We start from the raw sequence: 18,925 nt of genomic DNA, 5'->3' as shown, positions 1-18,925 counted from the left end.
ATTTTTAGGAACTAAATTCTTGCTTATGTGTATAAAATTAGTAAAATTCTTTACTTTATCTTCTTCAGATATAAATATTTTTTCTCGTAATCAATAATTGCTTTTCCTTTTTTTAATATGTCTGCACCAATAATACCGTCTACAGGCTGTGCGTTATGATTGGTGAGAGCTGTATTAACATGTGTCAGATTAAAAAGTATTAAAGCTACTTTGTCCTTTTTCCAAGTTCCAATTTTTATATCATTGCTTTTAGATATTTGCGTATGCATATCACTAGCTCCAGCACCTGCTGCTTTTATTTCAGAGTCTTTCACCTGCAAGCCAAAAGTTTCAATAGCTTCAAATCCTACACAAGAACTAGATGCTCCAGTGTCTAAAATAAAAAGACCTTTCACACCATTTATAGTTGCTTTAATTTCAAAGTGATTCGTTTTCGTAAGTTTAATCTTGATTTTTGTATAACCTTTCTTTAGGAGGAAATCCTTAAGGTCAAGGTCTTCGATGTTTGTCATAATTTCTTGTTTCAATGTTATAAAAATACAATAATTGAAAGAGTTAGTGCATAAATGCGAAATTATATTAAGGATGCTTTTGTTTTATGCTAAAAGCAGGTAGTACTTAAGGTTATTTGTAAAAGAACTTATACTTTTGCAACATGATTGTAACAGATACCCATACTCATTTATATAGCGATGCTTTTTCGGAAGATAGAGAAGCAATGATGCAACGAGCTTTAGATGCTAATGTAAAACGATTTTTTATTCCTGCAATAGATTCTTCGTACACCGAGTCTATGTTGCAATTAGAAAAAGATTACCCAGAATACGTGCATTTAATGATGGGCTTGCACCCTACTTCTGTAAAAGAAAATTACAAAGAAGAACTTGCTCACGTAGAAGAAATGCTAGCAAAGCGAAAATTTATTGCTATTGGCGAAATAGGAATAGATTTATATTGGGATAAAACCTTACTAGAAAATCAAAAAGAAGCATTCAAGCACCAAATACAACTTGCAAAACAATATGACTTGCCAATTGTAATTCATTGTCGCGATGCTTTCGATGAGGTTTTTGAAGTTTTAGAAGAAACAAAAGACGAAAAGCTGTTTGGAATCTTTCATTGTTTCACTGGGAATGTAGAACAAGCAAAACAAGCTATTTCCTATAATATGAAACTAGGTATTGGGGGAGTAGTTACATTTAAAAACGGAAAAATAGATCAGTTTTTAAACCAAATTGATATCAAGCATATTGTTTTAGAAACAGATTCCCCATATTTATCACCTACACCATATAGAGGAAAGCGAAACGAATCTTCCTATATAATTAAGGTATTAGAAAAATTATCGGAGCTATATAATCTTCCGCATGAAAAAATTGCCGAAATTACCACACAGAACTCCAAAGATGTTTTTGGAATCTAAAGCGCTTTTGCTTTATTTAAAAGAAATATCGTATCACTTTAAAACCTAAATCAAATTGTCTATCACGCAACCAAACATACTATTAATATATACAGGAGGAACTATAGGGATGATAAAGAACCCAGAAACGGGAGCTCTAAAAGCTTTTGATTTTGAAAATCTTTCCGATAAAATTCCAGAACTAAATTTATTAGACTGTACTATTAATGCTATTTCTTTCGACGAACCAATAGATTCTAGTAATATGAATCCGGTATATTGGACGCAGATAGCAGAAATTATAAAAGATAATTATTCAAAGTTTGATGGTTTTGTGGTGTTACACGGAAGTGATACCATGAGTTATACCGCTTCGGCACTAAGTTTTATGTTAGAAAACTTAGCCAAACCTGTAATCTTTACAGGATCGCAATTGCCAATAGGTGATTTACGAACAGATGCCAAAGAAAATTTAATTACATCTATTCAAATTGCTTCCTTACAAAAACATAAAGTTCCAGTAATACAGGAAGTTGGTTTGTATTTTGAGTATAAATTATACCGTGCAAACAGAAGTACCAAGATAAATGCCGAGCACTTTGAAGCATTTGCTTCATTAAATTATCCAGAGTTAGCAGAATCTGGAGTGCACTTAAAAGTGAATTATGACGATTTGTTAAGGCCTAAAAGAGGAACCAAACTCAAAGTTTTTACAAATTTTGAAGAAAACATCGCATTGGTGAAGTTGTTTCCTGGAATTTCAGAAACCCTTTTAGAAAGCATTTTTAGTGCTCCCAACTTAAAAGGAATTATTTTGGAAACTTACGGGGCAGGTAACTGCACTACCGAAGAATGGTTTATAAATTTACTAGAAAAAACAATTGCAAAAGGGATACAAATTGTCAATGTTACGCAGTGTTCTGGAGGTTCTGTGGTGATGGGACAGTATGAAACTAGTGAAAAACTTAAAAAAATAGGCCTAATTTCGGGGAAAGACATAACAACTGAGGCAGCAATTTCAAAACTAATGTACCTATTAGGACGAAAAATACCACGTAAAACATTCAAAATCACCTTTGAAACACCATTAAGAGGGGAAATGATATAAAATTAACTTTCAAAATTTTATCAACTCCTATTTTTTTTGTTATTTGAGCCCCTGTAATTAAGAGTTAAAATAACTAGAGAGGTGGCCGAGTGGTCGAAGGCGCACGCCTGGAAAGTGTGTATACCTCAAAAGGGTATCGAGGGTTCGAATCCCTTCCTCTCTGCAAAAGGATTTAAAGATGTTTTCCTATAAATTCTTTTAATACTTAATACAAATGAAGTTTTATCTGAAATAAAATCGCATTGTATAAGGTATATTTTTATTTTTTAATTGCATTTTTTTTATATCTTTAACACTTTAAACTAATAAAATTAAGATCAGAACGATGAAAAGATTATTTTCAATTCTAGCCATAGTATGTTTTATGGCATTCGGAACAGCAAATGCAACTACTAACGCAAGTGCTATTGCAACTACAGTTGTTACAACTCAAGATGATGCAGCTGATGGTGCAGCAGAATCTCAAGGATTTCACCAAGAGCTTAAAAAGCGTTTTATAGAAGGTGGTCCAGGATTCATGGGGATCGTATTATTATGTTTAATTCTTGGTTTAGCTATTGCTATTGAAAGAATTATCTATTTAAACTTATCAACAACAAACACAAAGAAATTAACGCAAAACGTTGAAGACGCATTACAGTCTGGTGGTATTGATGCTGCTAAAGAAGTATGTAGAAACACAAAAGGACCTGTTGCTTCTATTTTCTATCAAGGATTAGATAGAGCTGACGGAGACTTAGAGTCTGCTGAAAAAGCTGTTGTAGCTTACGGTGGAGTTCAAATGGGACAATTAGAGAAAAACGTTTCTTGGATTTCTTTATTTATCGCTTTAGCGCCAATGTTAGGATTCATGGGTACAGTAATCGGGATGATTCAAGCCTTTGATAAAATTGAAGCAGCTGGAGATATGCAACCATCACTTGTTGCAGGAGGTATTAAAGTAGCACTTTTAACAACAGTATTCGGACTTGTTGTGGCTATTATCCTTCAAATCTTTTACAATTACATTATTGCGAAAATTGATAGCATCGTTAATGACATGGAAGATTCTTCTATCACATTAATGGATATGTTATCAAAGCACAAGAAGTAATAGTAATAATTCTAATTTTTAAATAATATTATGAATTCACAAAAAATAATTACCATAATAGCAGGGGTTATTGGTGTTATAGCCATGTTCTTCCTAATTAGAATTATTGGAGTTGGTGATGAAGCCATTAAAGCTGGAGAATCTAGCGGAATGGTAAATACCTTTATGTATATAGCTTATGCTGTATTAGCTCTAATTTTAGTTCTAGTGGTGCTATTTACCTTAAAAAATGTTTTCACCAATGCAGCCACTTTAAAAAGTACCTTAATGGGAGTTGGAGCTTTCTTAGTTGTAGCCCTTATTAGTTACTTTATGGCATCAGGAATAGAAACTCCAATGAAAGATGGTGAAGTACTTTCTGCTAGTGGTTCAAAACTAGTAGGAGCTGGGTTAAACATGTTTTATATACTTGCAGTTATTGCAATAGGATCTATGTTATTCTCAGGAATTAAAAAAATGATTAAATAAGATGGCAAAAAGAGCAGCACCAGAAGTAAATGCAGGATCTATGGCTGATATCGCCTTCTTGCTCCTCATTTTCTTCTTAGTAACCACAACCATTGAAACAGATTCTGGACTAAATAGGAAATTACCTCCTATGGAAGAAACAGAACAGGATGTGATTATTAAAGAAAAGAATATTTTCCAATTAGAAGTGAATAGAAATAACCAGTTATTTCTAAAAACTGGAGGAGAAGAGAAGGTAATCGAAATTAAAGATTTGCGTGCAGCTGCTGTTGATTTTCTTGATAATGGAGGAGGAACAGGAGAAGATGCTTGTAAATATTGCCAAGGGAAAAAGAACCCTAGGTCATCAGATAATTTTGATAAAGCTATTATTTCTTTGCAAAATGACAGAGCTACTAAGTACGACACTTATATAGCAGTACAAAATGAGATCATAGCTGCTTATAATGAGTTAAGAAATAGAGAGTTTAAAAGAACCTATCCTAGTTTAAATTTGAGTTTTGTTGAGGCGGAAAAAGCGTATGCAGATCCAAGAACCTCTTCTGATACAAAAGAAAAACTTAAATCTAAGCTAGAAGAAATTAAATTAAGAGTTCCTCAAAAATTCTCTGAGGCAGAGCCGAAGTCTAATTAGATAAAAAATTAAATATGTCTAAATTTAAAAAGAAAAAAGGAGGCGAATTGCCAGCAATTTCTACAGCATCTTTACCAGATATTGTATTTATGTTATTGTTCTTTTTCATGGTGGCTACTGTTATGAGACAAAACAGCTTAATGATTGAGAATAAATTACCACAAGCAGATCAAATTGAAAAATTAGATAAGAAAAACTTGGTAATGTACATATATGCTGGAAAACCAAGCGAAAACTATAAAAAGCAATTCGGTGACGAAGCTAGAATTCAGTTAAACGATAAGTTTGCTGATGTAAAAGATATCGCCGCTTTTATAGCTGCGGAAAGAGCTTCTAAACGTGAGGAGGAAGTTCCTTTTCTAACTACTGCTTTAAAAGTAGATAGCGATGCTAATATGGGATTGGTAACAGATATTAAACAAGAGTTGCGTAAGGTAAACGCACTTAAAATTAATTATACAACCAGAAAAGGTAATGCCTTAGAAGGTTTAAAAAAATAATTAAATCTTAATTTTATTAAAGGCGTTTTGAGAAATCTTAACGCCTTTTTTGTATCATTTTATGAAAAATTATCTTCTAATATTGCTTAGTACACTTTGTTTAGCAACTGCTTTTTCACAAGAAGAAGAGGTTGTTACGGAAGTGGATAGCCTATATAAAGAAGATCAATTTTATGGTGGTGCTACCTATAATTTACTACTAAATAGTCCAAAAGGAATCTCACAAAGCGGGTTCTCTAGCGGATTTCATATCGGCTTTATAAAAGATATGCCTATCAATACCAAAAGAGACTTAGCTATAGGCTTAGGTATTGGTTTGTCTAGTAATTCTTTTAATCAGAATATGCTTATTGATACAGCAGATGACAAGAACTACAGCTATACTGCATTAGATAATAATGATATTTCTTATAGTAAAAATAAATTTACTACCTATATGGTGGAAGCCCCTTTAGAGTTTAGATGGAGAACTTCTACCGCTACAGAATATAAGTTCTGGAGAATTTATACCGGAATAAAGCTTGGTTATGTGTTTGCTAATTCTTCCAAGTTTATTGGAGAATCAGATATCAAGCATAGTAATATAGCGGACTTCAATAAAATGCAGTACGGACTAACCTTAAGCGTAGGTTATAATACCTGGAACATACATGTGTATTATGGCTTGAATCCTATCTTCAATAGCGATGCAAAATTAGATGCTGCTTCTATAGATATGCGAGCAGTGAAAATTGGCTTGATGTTTTATATCCTTTAAAACTACCAATAAAACATAACCATTAGTTGCGGTACAAACCCAACACAAAATCCAACAAGGAGTTCCTTATAAGTATGTGCTTTTAAATGCAACCTAGAACTTGCAATAGCTCCAGTAAAAATAGCCATTAAGGAAAGTGTGCCATTTATATTTATTCCAAAATTAATGCTGAAGGCTATAAAGAACATAAATAAGCCCGAAATACCAATCATGTGAATACTTGCCTTAAATTGAAAAATAGCTAGTATTAAACAGGCTAAATTGGATAGTAGTACACCAATGAAGAAATAATATAATTCTATCATTTGGTTAGAAGGAAAAACCCGCTTTAATATCAAATATATAATAATACAGTTTAAGCCTAAGGGTAAAACTCGTTCTTTGGTGGTTTTTAAATCAACACTCTCTGCCTTACCTAATGTTTTTAAAAGATAATAGATAAGGATAGGCAGGATTAAAGTTAATATGGTAATAGATATAAGCTTCGCTTCTATAATCTCAATAGGAATATATCTAGGAGATTTTGCAAAGTAAAAAACCAAACCACATAATGGCATGATTAAAGGATGTAAGATATAGGATATGCTTTTTAATAAGAAGTTTATCATATTTTCTTACGTAATCTAGCCACAGATATATCTAATTGCTCTCTGTATTTTGCAACGGTTCGCCTTGCTATAGGGTAGCCTTTTTCTTTAAGAATTTTGGATAAAGCTTCATCTGTTAAAGGTTTTCGCTTGTCTTCTTCCTCAATTACTGTTTCTAATATCTTCTTTATTTCTCTAGTAGAAACTTCTTCTCCCTGATCGTTAGTCATAGATTCACTAAAGAATTCTTTAATCAGTTTCGTTCCGTATGGGGTGTCAACATATTTGCTATTTGCTACACGAGAAACGGTAGATACATCCATGTCTATTTCGTCTGCAATATCTTTTAAAATCATAGGTTTTAGTTTGCGCTCATCCCCTGTTAAAAAATACTCTTTCTGATAGTGCATAATAGCACTCATGGTTACAAATAAAGTTTGCTGACGTTGTTTTATAGCTTCAATAAACCACTTTGCTGCATCTAGTTTCTGTTTGATAAACATCACAGCATCTTTTTGCGACTTACTCTTCTCTTTAGATTCTTTATAGCCTTTAAGCATATTGTTATACTCTCTAGAAACATGAAGCTCTGGAGCATTTCTTCCGTTTAAGGTAAGTTCTAATTCCCCATCTACAATCTTAATAGCAAAATCAGGAACCACATGTTCTATGATTCTGTTATTTCCTGCATAGCTTCCACCCGGCTTCGGATTCAAACGCTCGATTTCATGAATAGCATCTTTTAGTTGCTCTTCTGTAATATCAAATTTTTGTAATAGCTTTTTGTAGTGCTTTTTAGTGAACTGCTCAAAAGCATGGTCAATAATATTGGATGCTAATACAACATTAGCGTTTTGTTCCTTTCTATGTAGTTGTATACTTAAACATTCTTGTAAGTTTCTTGCTCCAACGCCAGCTGGATCTAACTGATGCACAATTTTCAGTACCTTTTTAATGTTTTCTTCGGTGGTAAACACATTCTGAGTGAAAGCTAAGTCATCCATAATATCAGATAGCTCTCTACGTATATACCCACTTTCATCTACACTACCAACCAAAAATTCAGCAACATCACGTTCTTCGTCATTAAGTCTGTAGGTGTTCAACTGGTTTATTAAATGCTGTGTAAAGGAGGTGCCAGCAGCATAAGGCATGGTTTTTTCCTCATCATCTGCACTATAGTTGTTGGCTTGGGTTCTATAATCAGGTACTTCGTCATCACTTAAATACTCATCTACATTAATGTCTCCCGCATCTATAGTATCGTTATCCTCATAGTCATCATTAGAGTTATCAAAATCATCATCAAAATCACTATCTACTTCTTCTTTACCAACTTCTAAAGCAGGATTTTCTTCAATTTCTTGCTTTAAACGTTGTTCAAAAGCTTGCGTAGGCAACTGTATCAATTTCATTAATTGAATTTGTTGAGGCGACAATTTTTGCGATAATTTGAACTGTAAATATTGTTTAAGCATTGCGTATTTTGATTTAATATAAAAATAAATAAAACTAGCTATATTTCTATTTAAAACGAACTTGTTTTGAAATATAATTTAATAAATATTTTTCACATCTACACTCCTTTTGATTTTATGTTTTTTAAAATCAAAAAATCTCTCCACTTTAATAAAAAAGAGGAGAGATAATATAAATAGGAATGAAAGATAAACTTTTAAATGCTATAGCGAATAGTATTTAATTAGCTTCTTTCTAAAACTCTGCGTTATGTGGTGTTCTTGGGAAAGGTATTACGTCACGAATGTTCGTCATTCCGGTAGCGAACATTACTAAACGCTCAAATCCTAAACCAAATCCAGAGTGAACTGCGGTACCGTATTTACGTAAATCTAAGTACCACCAAAGTTCTTCTTCAGGAATGTTAAGCGCTTGCATTTTTTCTTTTAAAACTTCTAAACGCTCTTCACGTTGCGAACCTCCTACAATTTCTCCAATTCCTGGGAAAAGGATATCCATAGCGCGAACGGTTTTGCCATCCTCGTTTAAACGCATATAGAATGCTTTGATGTTTGCAGGGTAATCAAATAAAATTACCGGACATTTAAAGTGCTTTTCTACTAAGAAACGCTCGTGCTCCGATTGTAAATCTGCACCCCATTCCTCAATGATATATTTAAATTTCTTTTTCTTATTTGGTTTAGAGTTTTTAAGAATATCAATAGCTTCGGTATAGCTAACTCTCTTAAAGTTATTGTCTATAACAAAGTTTAATTTCTCAATCAAACTCATTTCACTTCTTTCTGCTTGTGGCTTCGTTTTTTCTTCGTCTAATAAACGCTTTTCTAAAAACTCTAAATCTTCTCTGTTGTTATCTAAAACGTATTTTAAAACAAACTTCATGAAATCTTCTGCTAAGTCCATGTTTCCTGCTAAGTCCATAAAAGCAACCTCTGGTTCAATCATCCAGAATTCGGATAAGTGTCTAGAGGTATTAGAGTTTTCTGCTCTAAAAGTCGGACCAAAAGTATACACTTTACCTAAAGACATCGCATAGGTTTCTGCTTCTAACTGTCCAGATACAGTAAGGTTTGTTTCTTTTCCGAAGAAATCTTCTTTAAAATCTACTTCACCAGCTTCGTTTAATGGCGGGTTTTTAGCATCTAAGCTAGTTATACGAAACATTTCACCAGCTCCTTCTGCATCACTACCAGTAATAATTGGTGTATGCATATAGTAGAATCCGTTGTCATTAAAATATTTGTGAATTGCAAAAGATAAAGTAGAGCGTAAACGCATTACAGCACTAAAAGTGTTTGTACGTGTACGTAAGTGTGCGTTTTCACGTAAAAACTCAAAAGAGTGTTTTTTAGGTTGAATAGGGTAGCTTTCCGGATCAGAATCTCCAAGTATTTCAATACTAGAAACTACTATTTCTACATTTTGTCCTTTTCCCTGACTTTCTACCAACTCTCCTTTTATGTGTACTGCAGCTCCTGTAGTAATACGTTTTAAAGTTTCTTCTGCAGTGTTTTCAAAATCTACAACACATTGAATGTTGTTTAATGTAGAACCATCATTTAAAGCAATAAAACGATTAGCACGAAAGGTTCTAACCCAACCTTTTATTTCAACTTCTTGACCAAATTGTTCTGATGTTAATAATTTTGAAACGGTATATGTGTTCATAATATGATATTTTAAAATCTTATAAATGCTTTAAATAATATAGTTGCAAAGATAATTTATTGTTGTTATTATTTTTCATTTTCCATGGCATCTTCCTCATCATTTTCCTCCGGAATAATATTGATAGAAGGTTCTTTTAAAACCTCCTTGTTTGCAATACTTCTTTCTAAAGAAAGTAATAAGGAAGGTAAAAGTAATAAGTTAGATAACATGGCAAATAATAGTGTTGCAGAAACTAATGCTCCTAAGGCAACGGTTCCTCCAAAACTAGAGAATGTAAATACTAAGAAACCAAAGAATAATACGATAGAAGTATAAAACATACTTACTCCTGTTTCGCGTAAAGCGGCATAAACAGATTTCTTAATCTTCCAGTTGTTTGCAATTAATTCTTGTCGGTATTTTGCTAAAAAGTGAATAGTGTCATCTACCGAAATTCCAAAGGCAATACTAAATACTAAAATGGTAGAAGGTTTTATAGGAACGCCTAAATAGCCCATTAATCCCGCTGTTATTAATAAGGGAAGGATATTAGGAATTAAGGACACTATAATCATTCTTAAAGACCTAAACATATAGGCCATGAATAAGGCAATTAATAAAATGGCTAGCGATAAGGAAATGGCTAAATTCTTAACCAAATACTTAGTTCCCTTTTGAAAAACCAATGCTTTTCCGGTCATGGTAACCGTAAACCTATCCTCTGGGAAAACCTTGTTTATTTTGTTTTGAAGGTCTTCTTCAATATTTTCCATTTTATCGGTACCAATATCTTTCATAAAGGTAGTGATACGTGCATACTGCCCAGTGCTATCCACAAAATTCCTTAATAAGTCTACATCAGACGAAGAGTTTTTAGCATAAGACATGATAAAACTATTCTCCTGACTTGTTGGTAACTGATAGTATTTTGGGTTTCCGTTATAATAAGCTTGTTTAGAATATTTCACCAAACTAACTACAGAAATTGGCTTTGAAAGTTCTGGCTTCTCAAGAATGACCTCTTCGAGTTCATCCATTCTTTTTAAAGTAGAAAGTTTCATAACACCTTTCTTACGTTGGGTGTCCACCAAAATTTCTAAAGGCATAATACCGTTAAATTCTTCTTCAAAAAAGCGAATATCCTGAAAGAACTCAGCCTTTTTAGACATGTCTTCAATCAGACTTCCAGAAATTTTAATCTGAAAGATTCCAATTAAACTAAAAGTTAGCAGTAATACAGCCGAGATATAAATGGTAATTCGTTTCTGCTTCACCATTTTCTCTATCCAATTTACAAAACCACCAATCCAACGTTTATTTAAATGCTCTAAATGTCTGTCTTTAGGATGTGGAAGGAAAGTGTAAATAATAGGAATAATAAGTAAGCATAGCATGAAAATAGCTACAATACTTAAGGAAGCAACAATTCCAAATTCTTTTAAAAGCTGACTTTCGGTTAGAATAAAAGTAGCAAAACCAGATGCGGTTGTGATATTCGTCATTAAAGTTGCATTACCAACCTTAGTGATCACACGCTGTAAAGATTTTACTTTATTACCATGAAGCTTAACCTCTCGCTGGTATTTATTAATTAAAAAAATACAGTTTGGTATTCCAATAACAATAATTAATGGCGGAATAAGAGCTGTTAAAACAGTTATTTCATATTTCAAGAAACCTATGATACCAAAGGTCCACATTACCCCAAAAGAAACAACAATCAACGAAATGAATGTTGCTCTAAAAGATCTAAAGAAGAAAAAGAAAATTAAGGAAGTAACCGCTAGTGCTAAACCAATAAAGGTTCCTATCTCATCTACAATATTTTGTGCGTTTAGGGTTCTAACATAAGGCATCCCCGAAACCCTAACATCCATATTAGTTTGTGCTTCAAAAGCAGAAATCTTAGGAATTAGATGGTCAAAAACAAAATCTTTTCTAGCAGCAGTATTAACAATGTCTTTCTTTAAATAGATTGCTGTACGTACTGTTTTTGTTTCCTTATTGAATAAAAAGTTGTCGTAAAAAGGATACTTCTGAAAGAGTTCTTCTTGAAGCAGGTTTATCTGTTCTATAGAAGTGATAGAGTCTTTTATAAAAGGCTCTAGTGCAAACTGTTCCTTTTCGGAGTCTTTAACAAGTTTTTGAAGGTCGCTAATAGAAACAACCGTTTCTACTTCTTCTATATTTTTAAAGCTTTGCGAAAGTTTGTTCCAAGCATTTAGCTTTTCAACCGTAAAGAGTGTTGTGTCTTTAACTCCTATAACAATTAGGTTACCTTCTTCCCCAAAAACATCTAGAAAGTTGTTGTACTCTTGGTTAACTATGTGGTCATCTGGTAATAAATTTGCTTCGGTATAGGTAAAGCGCATATGCTTCCATTGCGAAGCAAGCAACCCTGTTGCTATTAGTATAGCAAGGATGATAGCAATTTTATTACGAAGTATTATTCTAGCTACAACGTCCCAGAAACTTTTTGTAAATAGTTTAAGCATAGTATAATTAAAAAAATATAGATCCTATTTAACTACAAGAAAAACGCTTTTTGTAAACTGTTTTTATCGTATTTAAACAGAATTTGCAAAGGTATGGAAAAGCTAGGTATTACTATGGTTAAATAATTATAAAGTAACATTAAAAGTAAATTTCAATGCCATATTATCTTCTATATTAGTTAAGTGATAAGCTCCGTATCTGTAGGTGAAGCTTAAACCGAAACCAAAAACCAGTTTGTTGATTTCTATTCCAGATTCTGTATAGCCTTTGTCTAGCGTGTTAAAGGATATTTGCTGATGTCTGTCTATATGACTCATGTCCCCAATAGCAAATCTTGTAATAAGTACTAACTCTGGTTTAAAACGTCTGCTTATTTTAAACGGACTCAAATGATGTTTTAATTGAAAGGTGGTAATTCTATCGGAAAAGAACTCATTAAAAAACATGGTTTCAAAACTAGTTACTCCGGCAACAGAAAAACGTTGCATCACTGTTTCTTTATTAATATTGTTTGGGTAGGCATGATATAAATGGGTAAGAGGGGTTTCGCCACTAGCCAATCCTGCAGTTACCGTTAATAAAGAAAAAGCATCGTTTGCAAATTCTTTTTTAAAGATGGTTCTAAAATCTACTTTAGAGAAATTAAAATTCCCTTTAAAAACGCCATTAAAACTCTTGGTGTATTGTAAGGTGAATTTTGGGTAACCATCCTTCAATATTTTAAACTTATTATCTACGGTTTCAAACTTACTAAACGGACTCCACTGCACAGCAGTTTTAGAAGTGCTCAAGTGAATTTCGTTAAAGGATTTCCCGTTTACCACAAATTGATAATCGTAGGTGGTGTTTACATTACTTATAGCTACTTCTGTTTCTCCAATCAAACTCGGAGTCAATTGATGCTCTAAAGAAATAGCTTTGGTAATATGTTTGTGAAACAGATTAATATTTAAAAGACGAGGTTCAAAAAGTTGAAAAAACCTGCTATCGGTTAAAAAGGTAGAACTTCCTGTCTCACTTAAATCATCGGTATAGGATACGTTAAGCCAAGTGTTTGTCTTGTCTTTCAGTTTAACACCACCACCAATACTGTATTTGAATTTCTGGTCACCAAAACCATAAACTACATAAGTATTGAATCGTACATTTTCTGAAAAAGTATTGTTGGTTTGTCCGCCAATACCATTTCTAAATCCTTCGTATTGGTTGTATTTTACCAAATACTTCAGATCAATATCAATATATTTTGTTGGAAAAAATCCGTTTCCTAACTGCTGTACAAATGCCTTTCGTTTTATAGAATCTTTTTTTACAATTTTTACTTGTAGGCTATCGTTTGCAATAGGAGTTTGTGCCTTACTTAAAAAGAACGAAATACATAACAAAAAGCTAAAGCAGAATTTTTTCATTAGGATTATAAGGATGCGTCTATAGAAGTTGCTAATACTTCTTTAATATTGGTTCTATAACCTAATTCTTTCAGAACAATTTCTCCTTTTTTATTTATTACTATGCTAGTAGGGTAGCTGTTTACTCGGTACATAGAGATAACATCATTAGCATTTGGTAAAATAGTATATGCAAAAGGATTACTTTCTAGAAAAGGTTTTACAATATCTTTCTTGTTAAAGGTGATTGCTAAGAATACAACATCTTTGTTTTTGAAATTAGAAACTAAAGCATTTAACTGCGGAATTTCAGCAATACAAGGTCCGCACTTCGTAAACCAGAAATTTAAAACCACCACTTTTCCTCGTAATTCCGAAAGCTTATAGTGTTTCCCGTTAATATCTTTCGCAATAAAGTCTAATGCTTTTTCTCCTGGAGTAAAAGCTGCTTCCTTATTTACTTCCACTAAAACAGGTTGCTTGTTCTGCTTTATAAAAACAACGCTTTTTACTTGCCCTTGTGTGTCTGCAAAGAAAAGAGGTTTGTAGTCTGGGTTGGTCATTAACGACAAGTTAGACATAGAAAGTATCTTTCCTCTCTCGTTAAACAATAAGATGTCTGCAGTTATGTTAATTGGCGTGTTTTCTATCTGCGCTTCGGTTAACTGGTGTTGGTTGCTTGGTATAAATGGGAATTTATTTTGCGCAACACCTATAGCAAACTGCAAGAAACAAACTAGTAATAAAAAGTTCTTTATATGTTGCATAATTATAGTAACGAAAACGGAGATGAAAAGGTATAAATAAAGCGACTTTTAAGTCGCTTTTATATTAAACAGTCATGATTTCCTTATCCTTAACAGCGTACAAGTCATCTATCTTTTTGATAAAGCTATCTGTTAATTCTTGAACTTCCTGCTCAGCACTTTTTTGAAGGTCTTCAGAAATACCATCTACTTTTTTCAAGTCGTTATTAGCATCTTTTCTTGCGTTTCTAACACCAATCTTAGCATCCTCAGCTTCTGCTTTAGCTTGTTTTGCTAAGGCAAGTCTTCTTTCTTCTGTTAAAGGCGGAACATTTATAATAATAGTTTCTCCATTATTCATCGGGTTAAAACCAAGATTCGCATAAGCAATACCACGCTCAATCTCTTGAAGCATGTTTTTCTCCCAAGGCTGTACCGTAATCGTTCTACCATCCGGAGTGTTTACGTTTGCAACTTGACTTAAAGGTGTTTGCGATCCGTAATAGTCTACTTTAACACTACCAAGCATAGCAGGACTTGCCTTTCCCGCACGAATGTTTAAGAATTGTTTTTCTAAATGCTTAACAGCATTCACCATTGCTTCCTTTGTAGAGTCTATTATAAATGTAATGTCTTCGTTCATTTCTAAAAATTTTAATTACTTGTTGGTTTTCAAAAACTAAGCCAAAATTAGTGCTCGCTTCTTAAAAGCAATACTAAGCTTTGGTTGCATTTATTTTATTGCTTGCTAATTGTATTATAAATTTACTTTGGTACCGATATTCTCACCAGTAACTACTTTCAATAAATTACCTTTTTTATTCATATCAAAAACAATAATAGGTAATTTGTTTTCTTGACTTAAAGTGAATGCAGTTGTATCCATAACTTTTAAACCTTTACGTAAAACATCGTCAAAAGTGATATGTTCAAATTTAATGGCATTACTGTCTTTTTCTGGATCTGCGTTATAAATACCATCTACACGAGTTCCTTTTAAAATAACATCTGCTTCAATTTCAATAGCTCTTAAAACTGCAGCCGAGTCTGTAGTAAAATAAGGGTTTCCTGTACCACCACCAAAAATAACTACACGTCCTTTGTTTAAATGACTCATGGCTTTTCTGCGAATGAATGGCTCTGCTACCTCATTGATTTTAATAGCTGTTTGTAAGCGCGTTTTTACTCCGGCATCTTCTAGTGCGTTTTGTAGTGCTAAGCCGTTAATAACCGTTGCAAGCATCCCCATATGGTCACCTTGTACGCGGTCCATACCGTTCATAGCTCCTGCAACTCCCCTAAAAATGTTCCCTCCACCAATAACAATGGCAACTTCTACACCTAGTTCTGTTATCTCTTTAATGTCTTTGGCGTATTCTGCTAAACGTTCCGGGTCTATACCGTATTGGCGTTTTCCCATTAATGCTTCACCAGATAATTTTAAAAGAATTCTTTTGTATTTCATTTTTTGTTTAGCTGTTTGTAAGTTTTTACACTTTTATTTAAAAGGGTTTAGCAAATATAATGAATATCTTTTTTTAGATATGAGATTTGCAGAAATAAAAAAACCACTACATCTTAAAAAAGAGTAGTGGTCTTATATTTTATATACTGCTGCTTTCGCAGGTATTGGATTATCCTAAAGATACACGTTTAAATCCTGTAACTTCTAAACCTTTAGAAGAAACATAATCACCAACGCTCATTTTTTCATCTTTAATAAACTTTTGATCTAATAAACATTGTTCTTGATCTAAAGTAGTATTGTCAGAGATAAAACGCTCCATTTTTCCTGGAAGAATTCTGTCCCAGATTTGTTCTGGCTTTCCTTCTGCTTTTAATTCAGCTTTAGCATCTTCCTCTGCTTTAGCAAGAACCTCAGGAGTAATTTGTTGCATAGAGATATATTGAGGTACGTTTTTAAGGGTTTTTCCTAAACGTCCTAACTCGATATTATCTTTTTCAATAACTGCAATTCTAGCTTCTGTTTCAGCAGCTACATATGCAGGATCAAAATCTTTGTAAGTTAATGAAGTTGCTCCCATAGATGCTACTTGCATTGCTACGTCTTTTGCTACTTCTTCAGCGTTATCTGTTTTTTCAGATAAACCTACTAAAGCTCCAATCTTGTTAATGTGTACGTAAGTACCAACAAAAGGTGCTTCTAATTTCTCAAATGCATTGATGTCAATTTTCTCACCAATTACACCAGTTTGCTCAACTAATTTTTCTGCAACGGTCATACCACCGAAATCTGCAGCTAAGAAATCTTCTTTGTTATCAAAGTTTAAAGCGATTTCAGCAAATTCGTTTGCTAATTTTAAGAAAGATTCGTTTTTACCAACAAAGTCAGTTTCACATCCTAAAACGATAGCAACACCTGCAGTGTTATCAGCGTTTACTTTAGAAACTGCAGCTCCTTCAGTAGACTCACGATCTGCTCTCTTTGCTGCTACTTTTTGACCTTTTTTACGTAAAATTTCAATTGCTTTATCAAAATCACCTTCAGCTTCTACTAAAGCTTTTTTGCAATCCATCATTCCAGCCCCTGTAGACTGTCTTAATTTATTTACTTCTGCTGCTGTTATTTTTACCATAGCTTCGATATGTTTTATTTAAAAAAGTCGTTTCATTATATTTCCAATAAAGAAAAAAAACGAAACGACTTATTTGTAATTTGTTTACTTATTTTATTCTTCCTCTTCTTTAGACGCTGCTGCTTTCTCAGCTTTTTTAGCTGGAGCTGCTTTCTTGTCTGCTTTTGGAGCTTCTTTTTCAGCTTTACGTTCTGCTAATCCTTCTGCGATTGCATTAGTAACGTGCGTTAAGATCTTGTCAATTGATTTTGAAGCATCATCGTTTGCTGGGATTACATAATCTACCTGACGTGGATCAGAGTTTGTATCCACCATAGCAAAGATAGGAATGTTTAATTTTTGTGCTTCTTTAATTGCAATATGCTCACACTTAATATCTACAACAAATAAAGCTCCTGGTAAACGAGTCATGTCGCTAATTGAACCTAAGTTTTTTTCTAACTTAGCTCTTAAACGATCTACTTGTAATCTTTCTTTTTTAGAAAGAGTCATGAATGTTCCGTCTTTCTTCATTCTATCAATAGAAGCCATTTTCTTAACAGCTTTTCTAATAGTAACAAAGTTTGTTAACATTCCACCAGGCCAACGCTCAGTAATATAAGGCATATCAATGCTGCCTGCTTTTTCTGCAACGATGTCTTTTGCTTGTTTCTTTGTAGCAACAAATAAAATTTTACGACCAGATGCTGCAATTTTTGCAAGTGCTGCACCAGCTTCGTCCATTTTAGCTGCTGTTTTGTAAAGGTTTATAATATGGATACCGTTACGCTCCATATATACGTAAGGAGCCATGTTTGGGTCCCACTTACGTGTAAGGTGTCCGAAGTGTACACCTGCTTCAAGTAATTCTTTTACTTCTACTGCCATTTTGTAATAGTTTACGTTCTGTTGAATTAGCAATAATTAAGTGGTCATTTTATAAATCGCCTTAATCATTTAGATGCTAAACTAAATCCTGCACCGAATTGCTTCGGGTTCCTAGGACAACAATAACTGTTTTATTTTTTTTGTTTGTTTGCAATAAGTTGGTATTAACGATACAATAGATTATCCAACCAATTGCAGATAAATTAACGTTTCGAGAATTGGAATTTCTTACGAGCTTTCTTCTGACCGAATTTCTTACGCTCTACCATTCTTGGATCTCTAGTTAATAAACCTTCAGGTTTAAGAGTTAATCTGTTTTCTGCATCTACTTCGCACATTGCACGAGATAAACCTAAACGGATTGCTTCTGCTTGACCTGTGATACCTCCTCCATATACATTAACTGTAATATCAAAGTTGCCATCGTTGTTAGTCATAACTAAAGGTTGATTTACTTTGTACTGTAATGTTGCAGTAGGAAAGTAATCTGTTATGTCTTTTTTATTAATCGTAATCTTACCAGTTCCTTTTGCAAGATATACACGTGCAACAGCCGTTTTTCTACGACCAATTTTGTGAATTACGTCCATGTTATTTGAATTCTGCTAGGTTAATTGTTTTTGGCTTTTGTGCTTCATGTTTATGAGCTGTACCAACTACAACATTTAAATTACGGAATAGCTCTGCACCTAATTTGTTCTTAGGAAGCATTCCTTTTACTGATTTTTCTACTAATCTTGCTGGATCTTTTCCAAACATTTCGTTAGCAGTTAAACTTCTTTGACCACCTGGGTAACCTGTGTGACGAATGTAAGTTTTGTCATTCCACTTGTTTCCTGATAAGTTGATTTTTTCTGCATTGATAACAATTACGTTATCTCCACAGTCAACATGTGGTGTGAAGCTAGGTTTGTGTTTTCCTCTTAAAAGTTTTGCAACTTTAGAAGACAAACGACCCAAAGTTTGACCTTCAGCGTCAACTAAAACCCACTGCTTATCTACAGTAGCTTTGTTCGCCGAAATCGTTTTGTAGCTTAATGTGTCCACGTTATTAATTAATTTTTTTACCTGTCTTTGACTAGGTAGATTAAACATTCCTCTCTTAAAAAAGAGTTTGCAAATTTACGATTATATATTTGATTACCAAATAGTG

General features: G+C 33.3%; 20 protein-coding genes and 1 tRNA gene. 8 read left to right on the top strand and 13 right to left on the bottom strand.

Annotated elements, in window-relative coordinates; genetic code table 11:
- Positions 1 to 50 precede the first annotated feature (50 nt).
- Positions 51 to 512, bottom strand: a complete 462-nt coding sequence (locus DU428_RS01575) for a retropepsin-like aspartic protease (RefSeq protein ID WP_072348269.1) — start codon at positions 510 to 512, stop codon at positions 51 to 53.
- A 143-nt stretch (positions 513 to 655) separates the two neighbouring features.
- On the opposite strand from DU428_RS01575, the gene DU428_RS01570 reads away from it, so the two are divergent.
- From DU428_RS01570 to DU428_RS01535, 8 genes are all read left to right on the top strand, one after another.
- Positions 656 to 1,423, top strand: coding sequence for a TatD family hydrolase (locus tag DU428_RS01570; protein ID WP_072348271.1), 768 nt, complete (start codon positions 656 to 658; stop codon positions 1,421 to 1,423).
- Between the two features lie 109 nt (positions 1,424 to 1,532).
- A complete protein-coding gene (locus tag DU428_RS01565) occupies positions 1,533 to 2,510 on the top strand; it encodes an asparaginase (RefSeq protein ID WP_394340973.1) in 978 nt (325 codons plus the stop codon).
- Between the two features lie 75 nt (positions 2,511 to 2,585).
- Positions 2,586 to 2,673, top strand: a tRNA-Ser gene (locus DU428_RS01560).
- A gap of 162 nt (positions 2,674 to 2,835) precedes the next feature.
- Positions 2,836 to 3,603: a MotA/TolQ/ExbB proton channel family protein gene (locus tag DU428_RS01555; RefSeq protein ID WP_113965645.1), complete on the top strand. Its 768-nt coding sequence runs from the start codon at positions 2,836 to 2,838 to the stop codon at positions 3,601 to 3,603.
- Positions 3,604 to 3,633: 30 nt separating this feature from the next.
- On the top strand, positions 3,634 to 4,071 hold the full coding sequence (locus tag DU428_RS01550) for a hypothetical protein (RefSeq protein WP_113965644.1): 438 nt from the start codon (positions 3,634 to 3,636) through the stop codon (positions 4,069 to 4,071).
- 1 nt (position 4,072) lies between these two features.
- Positions 4,073 to 4,705 carry an ExbD/TolR family protein gene (locus DU428_RS01545; RefSeq protein WP_072348278.1) on the top strand — a complete coding sequence of 211 codons (633 nt, stop codon included), beginning with the start codon at positions 4,073 to 4,075 and terminating at the stop codon, positions 4,703 to 4,705.
- Positions 4,706 to 4,719: 14 nt separating this feature from the next.
- Positions 4,720 to 5,205 (top strand): ExbD/TolR family protein, encoded by a 486-nt coding sequence (locus tag DU428_RS01540; RefSeq protein ID WP_072348280.1) that lies wholly within the window; start codon positions 4,720 to 4,722, stop codon positions 5,203 to 5,205.
- Positions 5,206 to 5,287: 82 nt separating this feature from the next.
- Complete coding sequence (locus DU428_RS01535) at positions 5,288 to 5,962, top strand: porin family protein (RefSeq protein ID WP_317047516.1); 675 nt, start codon at positions 5,288 to 5,290, stop codon at positions 5,960 to 5,962.
- Between the two features lie 2 nt (positions 5,963 to 5,964).
- Here DU428_RS01535 and DU428_RS01530 read toward each other — a convergent pair whose 3' ends face one another.
- The 12 genes from DU428_RS01530 to rplM form a co-directional block, all read right to left on the bottom strand.
- Positions 5,965 to 6,570 (bottom strand): hypothetical protein, encoded by a 606-nt coding sequence (locus DU428_RS01530; RefSeq protein ID WP_072348282.1) that lies wholly within the window; start codon positions 6,568 to 6,570, stop codon positions 5,965 to 5,967.
- Positions 6,567 to 8,027, bottom strand: a complete 1,461-nt coding sequence (gene rpoN, locus DU428_RS01525; RefSeq protein ID WP_072348283.1) for an RNA polymerase factor sigma-54 — start codon at positions 8,025 to 8,027, stop codon at positions 6,567 to 6,569. Before rpoN ends, DU428_RS01530 begins: the two co-directional genes overlap by 4 nt.
- A 235-nt stretch (positions 8,028 to 8,262) precedes the next feature.
- Positions 8,263 to 9,696 carry an asparagine--tRNA ligase gene (gene asnS, locus DU428_RS01520; protein ID WP_113965642.1) on the bottom strand — a complete coding sequence of 478 codons (1,434 nt, stop codon included), beginning with the start codon at positions 9,694 to 9,696 and terminating at the stop codon, positions 8,263 to 8,265.
- Between the two features lie 68 nt (positions 9,697 to 9,764).
- Complete coding sequence (locus DU428_RS01515) at positions 9,765 to 12,173, bottom strand: efflux RND transporter permease subunit (RefSeq protein WP_072348287.1); 2,409 nt, start codon at positions 12,171 to 12,173, stop codon at positions 9,765 to 9,767.
- 126 nt (positions 12,174 to 12,299) lie between these two features.
- On the bottom strand, positions 12,300 to 13,583 hold the full coding sequence (locus DU428_RS01510; RefSeq protein WP_113965641.1) for a hypothetical protein: 1,284 nt from the start codon (positions 13,581 to 13,583) through the stop codon (positions 12,300 to 12,302).
- A 5-nt stretch (positions 13,584 to 13,588) separates the two neighbouring features.
- The gene (locus DU428_RS01505; RefSeq protein WP_072348291.1) at positions 13,589 to 14,329 is read right to left on the bottom strand and encodes a peroxiredoxin family protein; all 741 of its coding nucleotides are present in this window, start codon (positions 14,327 to 14,329) and stop codon (positions 13,589 to 13,591) included.
- A 64-nt stretch (positions 14,330 to 14,393) separates the two neighbouring features.
- Positions 14,394 to 14,951, bottom strand: coding sequence for a ribosome recycling factor (frr, locus tag DU428_RS01500; RefSeq protein WP_072348293.1), 558 nt, complete (start codon positions 14,949 to 14,951; stop codon positions 14,394 to 14,396).
- Positions 14,952 to 15,065: 114 nt separating this feature from the next.
- Positions 15,066 to 15,773, bottom strand: a complete 708-nt coding sequence (gene pyrH / locus DU428_RS01495; protein ID WP_072348294.1) for a UMP kinase — start codon at positions 15,771 to 15,773, stop codon at positions 15,066 to 15,068.
- A gap of 169 nt (positions 15,774 to 15,942) precedes the next feature.
- Positions 15,943 to 16,905: a translation elongation factor Ts gene (gene tsf / locus DU428_RS01490; RefSeq protein WP_072348296.1), complete on the bottom strand. Its 963-nt coding sequence runs from the start codon at positions 16,903 to 16,905 to the stop codon at positions 15,943 to 15,945.
- 93 nt (positions 16,906 to 16,998) lie between these two features.
- A complete protein-coding gene (gene rpsB / locus DU428_RS01485; protein ID WP_113965640.1) occupies positions 16,999 to 17,772 on the bottom strand; it encodes a 30S ribosomal protein S2 in 774 nt (257 codons plus the stop codon).
- A gap of 203 nt (positions 17,773 to 17,975) precedes the next feature.
- Positions 17,976 to 18,362, bottom strand: coding sequence for a 30S ribosomal protein S9 (gene rpsI, locus DU428_RS01480; protein ID WP_072348298.1), 387 nt, complete (start codon positions 18,360 to 18,362; stop codon positions 17,976 to 17,978).
- A gap of 1 nt (position 18,363) precedes the next feature.
- Positions 18,364 to 18,819, bottom strand: a complete 456-nt coding sequence (rplM, locus tag DU428_RS01475; RefSeq protein WP_113965889.1) for a 50S ribosomal protein L13 — start codon at positions 18,817 to 18,819, stop codon at positions 18,364 to 18,366.
- Positions 18,820 to 18,925: the final 106 nt, after the last annotated feature.

The sequence above is a fragment of the Oceanihabitans sediminis genome (genome assembly GCF_003337215.1).
In the GTDB taxonomy this organism is placed as follows: Bacteria; Bacteroidota; Bacteroidia; order Flavobacteriales; family Flavobacteriaceae; genus Oceanihabitans; species Oceanihabitans sediminis.
The sequence above is the reverse complement of the archived record's forward strand: the minus strand, read 5'-3'. Positions and strand labels throughout refer to the sequence as shown.